Here is a 12,972-nt window from a genome sequence, read left to right as displayed (position 1 = left end):
TCTACAGGTGATTCTTTGTCGTCCCAAATCGGCAATGATAGTCTGATGGCCATTTTCATTGAAAAAGCAGGGGATAAGCGATGCAGGCGAGGCTGAAATGGGTGGACGGCGTGTGCTTCATGGGCGAGAGCGGCAGCGGCCACGCGGTGGTGATGGACGGCGCGCCGGAGGGCGGCGGCCGTAATCTGGGGCCGCGGCCGATGGAGCTGCTGCTATTGGGAACCGCTGGCTGCACCAGCTATGACGTGATCACCATTCTGAAAAAGTCGCGCCAGCAGGTGACGGATTGCTGGGTGGAGATGGAGGCCGAGCGCGCCGGCGCCGAGCCCAAGGTGTTCACCAAGATCCATTTCCATTTCGTGGTGACCGGCAAGGAACTGAAGCCGGACGTGGTGGAGCGGGCGATTAAATTGTCGGCGGAGAAATACTGTTCCGCCTCCATCATGTTGGGCAAGACCGCCGACATCAGCCACGATTTCGAACTGCGCGAAGCCTAAACGGCGCGCAGGGCATCAAGTTCCGCCGATAGCTGGGCGATGAGGATGCCGATGATCGCGCCGGCGCATAGGCTGGAGAGGTTGACGGTGCGGTAAGAGAGGATCTGGCCGATCAAGCAGAGGGCCAGCAGCGACGACAAAAGCAAGATTCGATGTTTGCGGTTCTTCACGGGCATGGCTGGGTTTTCCGGCGGAATGACGAGCCCCATTTTTCCTCGCTCGCCGCGGGTAGGTCAATGTCATTTCGCGCTTGGGGCCGGCTAGGCATCAGGGATTTGCAGCGGGCTTGCTAAGCAAATCGCCAGTTATGCTATATGCTTTGTGAGTAATTGGTTTAGCATGGGCCATTACCCATTTTGAACGAGGCTGGATCATGAAGCGTACTTTACTGGCGTTGTCCCTGGTGCTGGCCGGCCTGGCCCCGCTCTCCCATGCCGATGTCGCCGACGGCCACGCGCTGCCGCCCGGCATCAGCTGGCAGCAGGGCGACGTGCCGGCGGCTTTCGCCAAGGCGCGCAGCGAAAACAAGCCGGTGTTCCTGTACTGGGGCGCGGTGTGGTGCCCGCCGTGCAACCAGGTGAAATCCACCATCTTCAACCGGCCCGACTTCATCGCCGCCACCCGCCAGTTCGTGCCGGTGTATCTGGACGGCGACAGCGCCAACGCCCAGCAACTGGGCGAGCAGTTCAAGGTGCGCGGCTACCCGACCATGATCTTGTTCCGTCCCGACGGCACCGAAATCACCCGCCTGCCGGGCGAGGTGGATCCCGAGCGCTACCTGCGCACGCTACAGCTGGGCCTGGTGACGGTAAAGCCGGTGAAGGCGCTGCTGGCGGACGCGCTGGCCGGCAAGCCGCTGGCGGCGGAAGATTGGCAACTGCTGGCCGACTACGCCTGGGATGTTGACCAGGGCCAGATCATTCCGGAGAAGGACGTCACCGCCACGCTGGCGCAGCTGGCGCAACGGGTGCCGGCGGCGCAGACCGCCACCGCCACCCGTTTGCGGCTGAAGGCGCTGGCGGCGCTGGCGGGCGAAAAGGAGCCGCCGCCGTTCGACCACGAAGACGCGCGCGCGCAGCTGCTGCAGGTGCTGGCCGACGGCAAGCTTAGCCGCGCCAACGCCGACATCGTGATTTACGCCGCCAGCGATGTGATCAAGCTCTTGGGCGACGACGCGGCCGGCAAGCAGGCGCTGCAGCAGGCCTGGGGCCGGCAGCTGGCGGCGCTGGAGGCGGACGCCACGCTGTCTTGGGGCGACCGCCTGGGCGCCACTTCCGCCTTGCTGTCGCAGTTCAAGCAGCAACACCCCAAGCAGCCTCTGCCGGCGTCGCTGCTGGCGGACGTGCGCAGCCAGGTGGCCGCCGCGGACAAGGCGAGCGCCAATCCCTACCAGCGCCAGGCGGTCATCACCGCCGCCGGCGAATTGCTGGCCGATGCCGGCCTGCTGGACGAATCGGACAAGTTGCTGCAGGCGGAATTGAAAACCTCGCACGCGCCGTACTACCACATGCTTATTCTGGCCTCCAACGCCAAGGAGCGCGGCGACAAGGCCGCGGCGCTGGCCTGGTATGAAAAGGCCTACCAGGCGTCGGAAGGGCAGGCCACCCGCCTGCAGTGGGGCGCCAGCTATGTCAGCAACGCGGTGGAACTGGCGCCGCAGGACGCCGATCGCATCGAAAAGGCCGCCAGCGAGGTCTTCTCCGACGCGGGCCGCTCCAGCAGCGCCTTCTACGAGCGCAGCCGCCGTTCGCTGGAAAAGATCGCCAGCCGCCTGAAGGCCTGGAACCAGGACCAGAAGCACGCGGACGAAATCGGCCGCCTGGCCGGCCAGCTGAACGGCGTGTGCGAAAAGCTGCCGGCCGGCGACGCGCAAAAGCCGGTGTGCGATGGCCTGGTGAAAAACCTGAAGTCTTGATCCGGCGCTGGCGCGCATCGCAAACCCCCGCCCCGCCCAGGCCAGGCCTGCGGCGGGGGTTGTCATTTGCGGGCGGGCGCGCTTATTCGTAGATCGGGTTGTGGCAGAAGAATAGGAAGGCTTGTTCCAGTTGCGCCAGTTGCTGCGGGTTCGGGCGGCCGAACGAGAAGCCGTACAACTCGCCTTCCTCGGTTTTGCGTGTCCATAGCAACTTGGCCGTGAGCGTCAGTGGTTGCTGCTTGGAATAGCGTTCGATGGAGTCTTGCGGCAGCTGGATGCTGAGCGGCAGTTCGCTCCCGGCCTTGGCCTGCAGCGGCATCGGCAGCCGCAGCTGCAAGCCGGTCAGGCTGAAGTCCACGGTGGTGGCGTCGCGCTTCTGGCCGCCGTCGTCCACCTGCACCAGCAGGTTCTTGTTGACGCGGGGATGGCGGCGGTGTTCGTTGCTGCGCGCAGTCGGCGTCCAGTTGGGGTCGAAGCGGAATTTCTCCATGATCTGGCTCAGATTGCCCGTCACCCGGTACAAGTCGCGGCTGATGACGCCGGTGGTCCGCACTTTCAGCGCGTTGCCGGACATATTGTCCAGCAGCTTGGCCAGCGTAGAGCGCAAAGTGTCCAGGCGCTGCATCTGGGTGGAGCTGGCGTCGCTGATCTGATGGGCGGCATGGACATTGTTGTCGATGTCGTGCACCAGGCTGGAGATGGCGGTGCTGGCTTCTTCGGCTTTTTGCATGCCGGCGCGGGTCCGCTCGATGATGCCCTGCACCGACTGAGTGTTTTCCTCTATCAGCTGGTTCAGATTGCCGATGATGGCGGTGATTTCATCGGTAGCCTGGCCGGCATGGTGGGCCAGCTTGCGCACCTCGTCGGCCACCACGGCGAAGCCGCGTCCGGCTTCGCCCGCCCTGGCGGCTTCTATCGCGGCGTTCAGCGCCAGCAGATTGGTTTGCTCGGTGATGCTGGATATGGTCTGGGTGATGACCTGGATTTTCTGATTGGCCTCGCTCAAGGCCTGGATTTTGCCCTCTGCCTGCTGCGCCTCGTCTACGGCGCGTCCCATCTCCTCGATATTGCTGCGCATGGTGGCCATGCCCTGGTTGGCGCTGAGGCGAGCCTGGTCTGCGTGTTGGCTGACTTTCTGCGCGATGGCGCGCACCGATTCCGTGGTTTCCTCGAGCACAGTGGTGGCCTGGCGCACCTCATCCGAGTGGCCCTGCTCCCGTTCCGAGTTGTCGGTGATGTGTTTGGAAATTTCGGAAATCTGGTACGAGGACTGGCCGACCTGCTTGGTTTCCTGATCCAGCAGCCGCAGGTGCTCCGTCAATTTCTGCGTCATCGTTTTCATCGAGCCCAGCAGGCTGTCCGTCGACTGCGACTGGTTAGCGACCTGCAAGGACAGGTTGCCGTCGGCTATTTCCTTTGCCACTTCGGAAGCGTAAGCCGGCTCGCCGCCCAGCAAGCGCCGCAGACTGAGGTATTGATAGCTGTTGGCGGCCAGTATGAGCAGAATGGCCAATGCCGCGATGGCGGCGTTCAGCAGCGCGGTTTGCCGCAGGGCGCTTTCCTGTGCGTTGTTCGCCGCGCTGAATAGTTGTTCGATGCGCTTGGACAGTTCTTCAAGTTTCTTGTCTATCGCGTCAGTGGTGTCGTCAAAGCCGGAGCCGGGTTTTTTCATGATGGCGTTGCCGGCCTCGCGGCCCTGCCGGATATAGGCCTCCACCATCGCGCGTCCTTCTTCGTGCAGGTGGTTGACTTGCGGTTTCAGCGTCTGCAGGTCGGCGGCCAGTTCCGGCAGAAGTTGCGACAGGGTATCCAGCTCGGTCAGGGCTTGTTTCCAGTTGCTTTCCTCGTCTCGGTAGTCGTCGGCGGTTTCGCCGGTGGCGGCGGCATCGGTCAAGAACTGCTGAATCTGCACCACGTTGTAGCGGGCGTTTTTGAAATGCAGCAGGGCGGCCGACGCATTGCCGCTTGCCGTGGCGGCCTGTCTCAGCGAGGCATTCCCCTGCCATATCAGCAGGTTGCCGAACAGCAAGGGGATGACGGCGATGGCGGTGCCTATGGACATGAGTTGGCGAATGGTCAGTTGTCGCATCAGGTTCTCCGGTCAGAAGTGGGAACATGTTTTTTGAGCTAAGCAAGAATCCTTTAGCTATGGCAAGGAGCATCAAAATAAAAGCGCCGGCGCGTTAATGATAGATGGATGGGCGCGGGCTCGCTGCCAGTCATGTCAGCGCCCGCGCGGGCGGGAAGCGCTTCGTGGAGGGGAGGATATCGCCGACGCGGTGGCGTTTTTGATCGGCAGCAGCTTCGTCGCCAGCCAGGTGCTGATCTGCGACGGCGCATCCGTTTGGGCGCGTAAGCGGCAAGCCGCGCGGACCTGGCGGCCCGCGCGGCTTATAATGCGGTTTTAAGAAACCGTTTTCTTCTCCATGTCTGTTTCCCGCTATCTCGTCAAAGAGGATGAGGTGGCGTTCACCGCGATGCGCGCCCAGGGCGCGGGCGGCCAGAACGTCAACAAGGTTTCGTCCGCCATCCACCTGCGTTTCGACATTGCCGCGTCGTCGCTGCCGGAGTGGCTGCGCGAAAGATTGCTGGGCCTGAACGACACGCGCATCAGCAAGGAGGGCGTGCTGGTGATCAAGGCGCAGCAGTACCGCACCCAGGAACAAAACCGCGCCGACGCGCTGCTACGGCTGCAGGCGCTGGTGGACAGCGCCAGCCACACCCCCAAGGCGCGCCGCGCCACCAAGCCCACTTATGGTTCTCAGCAGCGGCGGCTGGCCGGCAAGTCGCAGCGCGGCGCCATCAAGTCGCTGCGCGGCCGGGTGGACGACTGACGGCGCGGCAAGCGCGTTTTGGCGCTTGCATGCCGGCCAAAGCCGGGTACAATGCCGGGCTCGATAATGTACTGAATTGCAAGGAAAACCCGATGTCGAAAAAGCCGCAAGAAAAACTGGATGAGGAAACCCTGGCGTTGCTGGCCTGGTGCGCCGAGGTGGAAACCCATCTGGTGGCGGCCGGCGCCACCGAAGCCGAGGCTCAGGAGCATATCGAAGAGCAGGCCGAATGGTATACCGACCAGTTTTTTGACGGCCTGACGCCGGAAGAGGCCGCCAAGGCGGCCTTGGCGTGAGACAGCGCGTCGCCGTCATCGACTTTGAAACCACCGGCATCACGCCGGGGCCGGATTGCCGCGCCACCGAAATCGGCGTGGCGATGGTGGAAAACGGCCGGGTGGTGGACCGTTTTCAAAGCCTGATGAACGCCGGCGTGCGGGTGCCGCCGATGATAGAGGCGCTAACCGGCATCAGCAACGCCATGCTGCGCGCCGCGCCGCCGGCCCACGCGGTGATGCGCGACGCCGCCGCCTTTGTCGGCTCCGCTCCGCTGGCGGCGCACAACGCCAGCTTCGACCGCAAGTTTTGGGATTACGAACTGGCGCAGCTGGGCCTGGCGCGCGGGCAGGATTTCGCCTGCACGCTGCTGCTGTCGCGCCGGCTGCTGCCGCAGGCGCCCAACCACAAGCTGGGCACGCTCACCCGCTGGGCCAGCCTGCCGGACACCGGCCGCGCCCACCGCGCGCTGGCTGATGCCGAAATGGCCGCCAACCTGCTGTGCCACCTGGAAGACACCCTGCGCGGCCAGTTCCGCCTGGGCGATGTGAACCACGGCATGCTGTGCAAGCTGCAAAAAGTGGCCGCGGCCAAAATCAGGCCTTATCTGGACGAATTGCAGGCCGCGCAGCGGGTTTGACCACGGCGCGGCCCGGCCGCGCATGGGCGAGATAGGCCAATACCCAGGCGGCCAGCCACTGGCCGGCATCGTCCAGAAAGAAATGGATGAACGCGATGAAGAATGGCGCAACCTTGAACAGGGTTGCGCCATTTTTGTTGCCGCCCGCCATCGTTGCTGGAGCCGGCCCGTCGTCATAGCGCGCATCGTTGGCGGCGTCCGGAGCGGGATGCGAGACCCGCGGATGGCCGGGCGAGAGGGGCTGGCCGCCACGTGAAGGGGAGGGCTCAAGTGCCCCGGCCAGCAGTTCCCTCAAGGCCTGTTGGGTCTCGTCTTGCATTCAGAGGATGACTGATATGCATGCGAAAAGTCTTGATGTTATCCCAGCCGTTCCCTGCAAGATACATGGCCACTTGGCCAAGTAGCCCAGTGCTATGCCACCAGCGCTTGCAGCGCCATCAACATGCCATCCCGTCCGCCGCCTTTGCTGGCGTAGTCATATAGAAACGCGACCACGGCGCCGCGCTTTTCCGACTTCAGTCTGAGGTTGCGCTCCTGTAAAACCTGATCCAGCACAGTTTCCACCATCTGCAGCGTCTCCAAGTCAATTTGGGGAGGGCTGATCGCAACGCTCCGTTTGGCTGGGGCGCCGCCGACCGAATACGACGAGGTCTGGTCATCTGCTCGGGTGGTCCCCGCGTCTGCCTTGACCAAATAGTGCTCGGGCAGGCGATACACCCTGCGGGTGCCCCCCAGTCCCGTTCTTTCCTCGCCATACCACCCTTCTCGTTCCGCCCGAGCGGCGATGGCGACTTTGCTGCCGGGCAGACCTGGCAATTTGAGCGCGGCGATTTCACTGGCGGATAGTAATGGTCCCACTTTTCGCTTCCTTCTTGAATCAGTGGAGATTTATTGAAACCTTCCACTTTTCTGATGGACTTCAGTATTTTTCCGAAATTTCAGGCTGTTGCGTGGGCGTCACATGGCATAAGTGAAAAGTTTTCCCGAGTTGACTTTGCACTTTGTTGGCGCTTATGCTTTTGCCATCAGTGCCATGAAAAGACTTTCACTAAACCATGGCCTGCTTTGTCAGGTAAGCCTGGGCTGTGTCTGAAATCTTTTCTCAGGGTAGTCAGACGAACCCCTGCATGGAATTCTAAGCGGATAAAGTGGAAAGTGCCATGTTTGTTTTCTCAAAAACAGTTCTGGGAAGGAGGAAAGTTTTCCACTTTGGAGACATTGTGGCGTGATGGATATCTTGGTTGCCGCGGCTCCGATCTTTGGGGTGGCAAACCATCCGGTTGCCGGTGGCTGAACGGTTTGACTCCGCTGGCTGCGCGGGAGTGGAACGCCAGCGCGCCATGAACCTTGTGGATGATTTGGGGGAGAAAAAAATGATAGACGCGAACAGTCCATTGCGGCCGCTACGCAATGCGGCCATCGTCGCCTCGGCCCACAGAGTGGCTGCCGCGGTGGAGAGATTGACCCGGCTCGGTTTCACCGTGATGTGGGTGGAGTTGCTTGAGCCGCGGCAACCGACGATACGCATAGAGCCGCATCCAGATTGCCGGCGGATGGCGGGCCAAGGCGATGCTGCCCATGACGACTTCTATAGCAGCCCGAAGGCTGGCCGATTCAGAATCAACGGCTGTCTGGTGGTCTGGACCGAATATTAAGCTGCCGCACTTTCGCACATACCAGGAGAACAAGACGATGAAGCTGGAACAGTTGCCAAACTTGTTGCCGGAAACCGTACGCCTGATTGCCGGCATGATAGGACTGCCTAATACGTTGAAACTGGTGGAGAACTTGGGAGGTACCACCTTTCCCGTCAGCAAGAAGCGCAGCAGGCTGGGGGAGGCTCGTTACCTGGCTCTGGCAGAAGTGGTGGGAGTGGAGGCGGCAGATCGGCTTTGCCAGCATTACGGTGGAGACCTGCTTTACATTCCGCGCTGCGCTAGCGCCTTGCGTCGATTGCGTGATTACGCCATTTGCGAGGCTTTTGATCGGCTCAGCCGCGAGTTGGGCAGCAATGCCGCGGTCAGCCAGCTGGCCCAGCAGCATCGGCTGACAGACCGCCGCATTTGGGACATTTTGAAGCGCACCGATTGCAGTGACCCGGCGGCTACCGATCCCCGCCGCCACTGAAGACCTTCCCGCTCCAGCGCTCTTCTTGCGTTGGGCACAATCAGGGCATTCCAGCATGCAGAGTGCCGCTGTTTCCGAATCGGCCGCAAACCGCAGCGCCAAACTCGCGGCAATCTTTTCTGAATGACAGGCAGCGCGTGAACGATGCTCCGCCGGGGCATGCAATGAATTTGCACGCCTGGCTGGCGATTTGTTATCCGTCCGGCCGCATCGATGCGCGATGCCTGTTTCCTGCTTGCGGTTTGTCTCGAATGACCCGAAGGAGAATCGTAATGCGAATTTCCGATCTGATCTGCCACCCCCGCAGCCGACGTCTGTCGCATGCCAAGCTGTGGGCCAATGTGGCATGCGCGACCGCCACCGCCATGTTTTTGTACCAGGGCGGGCGCGACATGCTCGGCCCTGAGCAGTGGCTGCTCTATCTGGGCTTGGTGGGCGGGTATTCCGCGGCCTTGAGGCTGATTGACTCCCGCCGGAGCCGAGCCGGAGGCCTTTCCGCAGAGGACGATGGCGGGAGGCACCGCCATGACTGATCTATTCGATCAAGCCCAGGCATTGGAACAGCGCCAGCGGGAGGAGGCTTTGGCGCGGCAGGCGGTGCGCATGAACCTGGCCGGCGCGGCCAGTTATAGCCATTGCCAGGAGTGCGGCGATGATATTCCTGCATCGCGCCGCCGCGCAGTTCCCGGCTGCCGGCGTTGCCTGATTTGCCAGAAAAGCCATGAAAAAGGTTGGTGCTGATGCTGGAAAGCGGTGGGGAGTTGACCCGCGCGCTTGGCCGGATCGAGGGCAAGCTGGACATGATAGCGGCCAGCCAAGTGGGACAGAGCGAGCGGCTGGATGGCTTGGACGCTCGGCTGCGCCAAGTGGAGCAACAAGCAGCGCGCGTCGGCGCCATCAGCGGCTGCGTGGTCGCGGTGTTGACTGCTATCGCGGCGGAGATGCTCAAGCGAGCTTGGTAGGGTTTTCATTTTTACTCGGGATTCACTATGGACATGGTCACTGCGATAGAAGACGCCTGCATCCAGCGGCTGGGAGCGGCTTTGCAGCTCTTGGACATGCCAGTGTTGCCGGGTCCGCCGACACGGCGAGAAACGGCGGCATGGCTGGCATACCGCGGTTCCCGCTTGGGGCGGAGGCAGGGGACAGCGCAATGGCGCACTTTGCGCTTTGAACTGCAGTTGAGCGCAAGCGAATTGCGCACAGACAAGGGACTGTATGCACAACTGGCGGCGGTATATCGCTGCTTGCTTGGGTTTCGGCCGGTAGGCGCAGAGCCTTGTCGGCGTGTACGGGATAGCCGGATTCAGCAGGGCCAGGATGGCTGGCGCTGCAAGGTGCATCTGGCTTGCCGTGTATTGGCGGTGGCGCAGCTGGATGGGGAGGCCGCGCCGTCGCTCACCGTAGTCAACCACGAGGAGGGTGCTTGATGATCTACCGCTACGATGGCCCGCCGTCCGGCGTTACGCTGGCCGATGGCCGCGAAGTGATGCTGTTTTGCGGGCAAGAGGCTGATTTGCCCGAGGACGGCGAATATACCCGCGCGCTGTTGGCTCAGCGCTATTTGCAGCCAGCAGACCGCCAGCTCAACCAAGGAGAGACTCATGCCGGCTAATTTTCTGCACGGAGTGGAAACCATCGAAGTGGAAAAGGGCGCGCGGCCGGTACGGGTGGTGAAATCCGCCACCATCTTGCTGGTGGGCACGGCTCCCAAGGGCAAGCCGGGCGAGTTGACTTTGTGCCTGTCGGAGCGAGATGCCGCGGCGTTTGGACGTGGCCATGCCGGCTTCACCATCCCGCAGGCGCTGGCTGCCATTTACGATCAAGGCGCAGGCACGGTTCTGGTGTTGAACGTGCTGGACTCCTCTCTCCACAAGAGCGCGGTGGAAAACGAGAACGTCAGCTTCGATAGCTCGGGCCGCGCGCGCTTGCGTCATCCCGCGGTGATGGGCCTGGAATTGAAAAGCCTGGATGGCGGCAGGAACTACGTAGCCGGAGTCGACTACCAACTGGATGCCGATAGCGGGGAGCTGTCGCGTTTGAAAGCCGGCGCGATCGCCAGCCTGGCCACCGTGCGGGCGAATTACAGCTATGCCGATCCCGCCAAGGTGACCGCGGCCGACATCATCGGCGGCGTGGATGCCGCCGGCCGCCGCACGGGCTTGAAGGCTGCCAAGGACGCATTCAGCGCGTTCGGCTTCCTGGCCAAGCTGGTGATCGCGCCGGCCTATTGCACCCAGGCTTCTGTGGCGGCGGAAATGGTGGCCGTGGCCGAGCAGACTGGCGCTTTCGCGCTGATCGACGCGCCTATCGGCGTTTCGGTGCAGCAGGCGCTGCAAGGGCGGGGGCCGGGTGGCGCGATCAACTTCAACGTCGGCAGCGAGCGCGCCATCCTGTGCTACCCGCATCTGAAGGTGTGGGATGACCAAACCAACGCGCCGCGGCTGGAGCCGTTCAGCCAGCGCTTGGCCGGCGTGATCGCGCGCAAGGACCTGGACAAAGGCTATTGGTGGTCGCCATCCAACACCGGAATCCAGGGCGTGATCGGCATCGAAAGGCCGCTGACGGCATTGCTGGATGATGCCAATGCCGAAGTGAACCTGCTCAACGAAGCCGGCATCGTCACGGTGTTCAATGCCTTCGGCAGCGGCTGGGAGGTTTGGGGCAATCGCTCCGCCGCCTGGCCGGTGTTGTCGCATATCAGGAATTTCATTCCGGTGCGCCGTACCGCCGACATCATCAACGAGAGTCTGCGCTATTTCAGCAAGCAATACATGGATCGCCCGCTGGACCAGCCGTTGATCGACAGCCTGGTTGGCAGCATCAACGCTTTTTTCCGCAAACTGATCGGCGACGGCGCCATTCTCGGCGGACATTGCTGGTTCGATCCCGCGCGCAACGTCAAGGAAGAGCTGGCTGCCGGCCATCTGCTGCTGCAGTACAAATTCACTCCGCCGCCGCCCATGGAAAGACTGAGCCTTGAGGCCGAGATTTCCGACGAGTACCTGCTGAATCTGAAAGGGGAGCGATAACCATGGCCGTGCAAGTCAACAATATCGTCAATGCCAATATCTACCTGGGCGGCAACAACCTGCTGGGTTGCGCCGAAGAGATCAAGCTGCCGGTGCTCAAGGCGGTGATGAAGGACCACAAGGCGCTGGGCATGTTCGGCAAGCTCAAGTTGCCGGCGGGGTTCGAGGCGCTGGAGGGCGACATCAAGTGGAGCTCGTTCTACCTGGATGCCTTCCGCGCAGTGGCCAACCCTTTGCGCGCGTTGCAACTGATGTGCCGCTCCAACGTGGAAAGCTGGAATGCCCAGGGTTTGAGCCAGGAGCGCGAGCTGGTGACTTTGCTGACGGTGTCGTTCCAGGAGTTTCCGTTAGGCTCGTTCAAGCAGCACGAGCAAGTCGACTTCCCCAGCAAATTCACCGCCACCTATATCAAGCAGACCCTGGCTGGCCAGGATGTGGTGGAACTGGATGTGATGTCGAATATCTTCCGCGTCGGCGGAGAGGACATGCTGGCCAATTACCGCAGCCATATCGGAGCCTGACCCATGAGCGAAACCATTCAGCCGCAACCAGCTGGCAGCCTGATCGAGAGCATCACGGTAGAACTGCTGGCGCCCCTGATGCTTGGCAACGGCTCCCGCGTCTCGCAACTGACGCTGCGTCGTCCAAAAGTGAAGGACGTCAAACTGGCGGCGCGTTTTGGCGAACGCCAGGAAGAGCAGGAAATCGGTTTGGCGGCTTTATTGTCCGGTTTGGCCGCGGAGGACATCGAGAACCTGGATCTTGGCGATTGGCGCAAGGTGCAGGAGTCTTTTCGCCGGATGCTGGGTGACAACGGCTGAGTTATGGGCCGGAGCGGCATTGCTTGCCAAGTGGTTTCATTTCCAGCCGTCGGAAATAGATGGCCTGGAGGTGGCGGATTTCCTGGCATGGTGCGAACGGGCGACTGAGCAAATTCGGACCGAACAAGAAGCGTACGGTTAAGGCAGTTTTATGGGGCAATGAAAGCCGCCGCGATTTGCGGCGGCTTTTGCATTGAGTCATGGGTTGTTGCCGATGGAGATGAGAACGAAGCGTTTATCTGGGGAGTGAGCTGCAGTGAAAGTTCCAGGCTTTTCTCCATTCCATTTGTTTTTTCCAAACCGTTTGGCTAGGGATGGGCTGTAGTATAAGTCGACTACTCTTCCTGAGTATTTTATTTTGTATGTTCTAACTATTTTCCAGTCTTTTGGGAAATAGCTTGTGACTAGTATTCTGGCGTGGTCAGTGTTGATCTCAGTTGGCCAGAAAATGCCTATTTCTTCAGTGTTTCCCTTGTTGGTTTCATCGGTTAGTAGTATTAATCCAGATTGTAAGCATGGGTAGTTATAGTATGGGCTGGATGATGGGCAGTATGTTTCTTTCGGGCCATACTTTGATATCAGTTCATGGTAAGGCATTCCGAGTCCACCGGAAATGAATGGTGATGCCAAAGCGAATGGTGATATGGCGGTCAAGCAAGTAAAGAAAATAAGTTTTGAGAAGATGGACACGTTTTACTCCTGGCGAAAATGGTTTTGGTTTTTTAGGCATAGGATGAAGGGTTATGCCCTAGAAGCTAGTTTTTCATTTTTGGATGATACATCACACCCGGATGTATGGCTTTTTCTGTGATATGCCGGCCTAAAGTACA

At 61.0% G+C, this 12,972-nt stretch carries 21 protein-coding genes; 16 read left to right on the top strand and 5 right to left on the bottom strand.

All coding sequences use genetic code 11. The features are described 5' to 3' along the window. The first annotated feature begins 80 nt into the window (after positions 1-80). Positions 81-497 carry an OsmC family protein gene (locus MY55_RS13235; protein WP_065202489.1) on the top strand — a complete coding sequence of 139 codons (417 nt, stop codon included), beginning with the start codon at positions 81-83 and terminating at the stop codon, positions 495-497. On the opposite strand, the gene MY55_RS13230 is transcribed toward MY55_RS13235, so the two are convergent. Next, positions 494-706: a hypothetical protein gene (locus MY55_RS13230; RefSeq protein ID WP_047236596.1), complete on the bottom strand. Its 213-nt coding sequence runs from the start codon at positions 704-706 to the stop codon at positions 494-496. The two genes, MY55_RS13235 and MY55_RS13230, sit on opposite strands and share 4 nt — an antisense overlap. Positions 707-870: 164 nt before the next feature. Here MY55_RS13230 and MY55_RS13225 point away from each other — a divergent pair, with 164 nt between their 5' ends. Continuing rightward, a complete protein-coding gene (locus tag MY55_RS13225; protein ID WP_043579108.1) occupies positions 871-2,412 on the top strand; it encodes a thioredoxin family protein in 1,542 nt (513 codons plus the stop codon). Positions 2,413-2,494: 82 nt separating this feature from the next. Here MY55_RS13225 and MY55_RS13220 read toward each other — a convergent pair whose 3' ends face one another. Further along, positions 2,495-4,501 (bottom strand): methyl-accepting chemotaxis protein, encoded by a 2,007-nt coding sequence (locus MY55_RS13220; RefSeq protein WP_065202488.1) that lies wholly within the window; start codon positions 4,499-4,501, stop codon positions 2,495-2,497. Positions 4,502-4,838: 337 nt separating this feature from the next. Here MY55_RS13220 and arfB point away from each other — a divergent pair, with 337 nt between their 5' ends. The 3 genes from arfB (at position 4,839) to MY55_RS13200 (ending at position 6,162) form a co-directional block, all read left to right on the top strand. Next, positions 4,839-5,246: an alternative ribosome rescue aminoacyl-tRNA hydrolase ArfB gene (arfB, locus tag MY55_RS13210; RefSeq protein ID WP_065202487.1), complete on the top strand. Its 408-nt coding sequence runs from the start codon at positions 4,839-4,841 to the stop codon at positions 5,244-5,246. 92 nt (positions 5,247-5,338) lie between these two features. Then, positions 5,339-5,542 carry a hypothetical protein gene (locus MY55_RS13205; RefSeq protein ID WP_021476013.1) on the top strand — a complete coding sequence of 68 codons (204 nt, stop codon included), beginning with the start codon at positions 5,339-5,341 and terminating at the stop codon, positions 5,540-5,542. Further along, positions 5,539-6,162, top strand: coding sequence for a 3'-5' exonuclease (locus MY55_RS13200; protein ID WP_043579112.1), 624 nt, complete (start codon positions 5,539-5,541; stop codon positions 6,160-6,162). Before MY55_RS13205 ends, MY55_RS13200 begins: the two co-directional genes overlap by 4 nt. Here the strand turns inward: MY55_RS13200 and MY55_RS23530 are convergent. Together MY55_RS23530 and MY55_RS23525 are read right to left on the bottom strand one after the other, a co-directional pair. Beyond that, entirely contained in the window at positions 6,119-6,481 is a 363-nt protein-coding gene (locus tag MY55_RS23530) for a hypothetical protein (RefSeq protein WP_146008331.1), read from the bottom strand. The genes MY55_RS13200 and MY55_RS23530 overlap by 44 nt on opposite strands. A 92-nt stretch (positions 6,482-6,573) precedes the next feature. Next, a complete protein-coding gene (locus MY55_RS23525; protein WP_146008330.1) occupies positions 6,574-7,020 on the bottom strand; it encodes a hypothetical protein in 447 nt (148 codons plus the stop codon). 482 nt (positions 7,021-7,502) lie between these two features. On the opposite strand from MY55_RS23525, the gene MY55_RS13190 reads away from it, so the two are divergent. The 11 genes from MY55_RS13190 (at position 7,503) to MY55_RS24610 (ending at position 12,284) form a co-directional block, all read left to right on the top strand. Next, positions 7,503-7,817, top strand: a complete 315-nt coding sequence (locus MY55_RS13190) for a hypothetical protein (protein WP_047236603.1) — start codon at positions 7,503-7,505, stop codon at positions 7,815-7,817. A 37-nt stretch (positions 7,818-7,854) separates the two neighbouring features. Next, positions 7,855-8,289 (top strand): Mor transcription activator family protein, encoded by a 435-nt coding sequence (locus MY55_RS13185; RefSeq protein ID WP_043579113.1) that lies wholly within the window; start codon positions 7,855-7,857, stop codon positions 8,287-8,289. Positions 8,290-8,561: 272 nt separating this feature from the next. Further along, positions 8,562-8,822 carry a hypothetical protein gene (locus MY55_RS13180; RefSeq protein ID WP_047236604.1) on the top strand — a complete coding sequence of 87 codons (261 nt, stop codon included), beginning with the start codon at positions 8,562-8,564 and terminating at the stop codon, positions 8,820-8,822. Continuing rightward, positions 8,797-9,030, top strand: coding sequence for a TraR/DksA family transcriptional regulator (locus MY55_RS22675; RefSeq protein WP_330217666.1), 234 nt, complete (start codon positions 8,797-8,799; stop codon positions 9,028-9,030). Before MY55_RS13180 ends, MY55_RS22675 begins: the two co-directional genes overlap by 26 nt. Further along, the gene (locus tag MY55_RS13175; protein ID WP_080770304.1) at positions 9,030-9,251 is read left to right on the top strand and encodes a hypothetical protein; all 222 of its coding nucleotides are present in this window, start codon (positions 9,030-9,032) and stop codon (positions 9,249-9,251) included. Before MY55_RS22675 ends, MY55_RS13175 begins: the two co-directional genes overlap by 1 nt. A gap of 27 nt (positions 9,252-9,278) precedes the next feature. Next, positions 9,279-9,719, top strand: coding sequence for a Gp37 family protein (locus MY55_RS24615; protein WP_043579115.1), 441 nt, complete (start codon positions 9,279-9,281; stop codon positions 9,717-9,719). After that, positions 9,719-9,904 (top strand): hypothetical protein, encoded by a 186-nt coding sequence (locus MY55_RS13165; protein ID WP_043579116.1) that lies wholly within the window; start codon positions 9,719-9,721, stop codon positions 9,902-9,904. Before MY55_RS24615 ends, MY55_RS13165 begins: the two co-directional genes overlap by 1 nt. Continuing rightward, entirely contained in the window at positions 9,894-11,321 is a 1,428-nt protein-coding gene (locus MY55_RS13160; protein WP_043579117.1) for a phage tail sheath subtilisin-like domain-containing protein, read from the top strand. The genes MY55_RS13165 and MY55_RS13160 overlap by 11 nt, the downstream gene beginning before the upstream one ends. Positions 11,322-11,323: 2 nt before the next feature. Beyond that, positions 11,324-11,842 carry a phage major tail tube protein gene (locus MY55_RS13155; protein WP_043579118.1) on the top strand — a complete coding sequence of 173 codons (519 nt, stop codon included), beginning with the start codon at positions 11,324-11,326 and terminating at the stop codon, positions 11,840-11,842. 3 nt (positions 11,843-11,845) lie between these two features. Then, positions 11,846-12,142 (top strand): phage tail assembly protein, encoded by a 297-nt coding sequence (locus tag MY55_RS13150; protein ID WP_043579119.1) that lies wholly within the window; start codon positions 11,846-11,848, stop codon positions 12,140-12,142. After that, on the top strand, positions 12,129-12,284 hold the full coding sequence (locus tag MY55_RS24610) for a GpE family phage tail protein (RefSeq protein WP_080770305.1): 156 nt from the start codon (positions 12,129-12,131) through the stop codon (positions 12,282-12,284). The genes MY55_RS13150 and MY55_RS24610 overlap by 14 nt, the downstream gene beginning before the upstream one ends. Positions 12,285-12,340: 56 nt before the next feature. On the opposite strand, the gene MY55_RS23520 is transcribed toward MY55_RS24610, so the two are convergent. Continuing rightward, complete coding sequence (locus tag MY55_RS23520) at positions 12,341-12,832, bottom strand: hypothetical protein (protein WP_146008329.1); 492 nt, start codon at positions 12,830-12,832, stop codon at positions 12,341-12,343. Between the last annotated feature and the right edge of the window lie 140 nt (positions 12,833-12,972).

The sequence above is a fragment of the Chromobacterium subtsugae genome, assembly GCF_001676875.1.
Taxonomy (GTDB): domain Bacteria; phylum Pseudomonadota; class Gammaproteobacteria; order Burkholderiales; family Chromobacteriaceae; genus Chromobacterium; species Chromobacterium subtsugae.
This window is presented reverse-complemented; position numbering and strand designations above follow the sequence as displayed.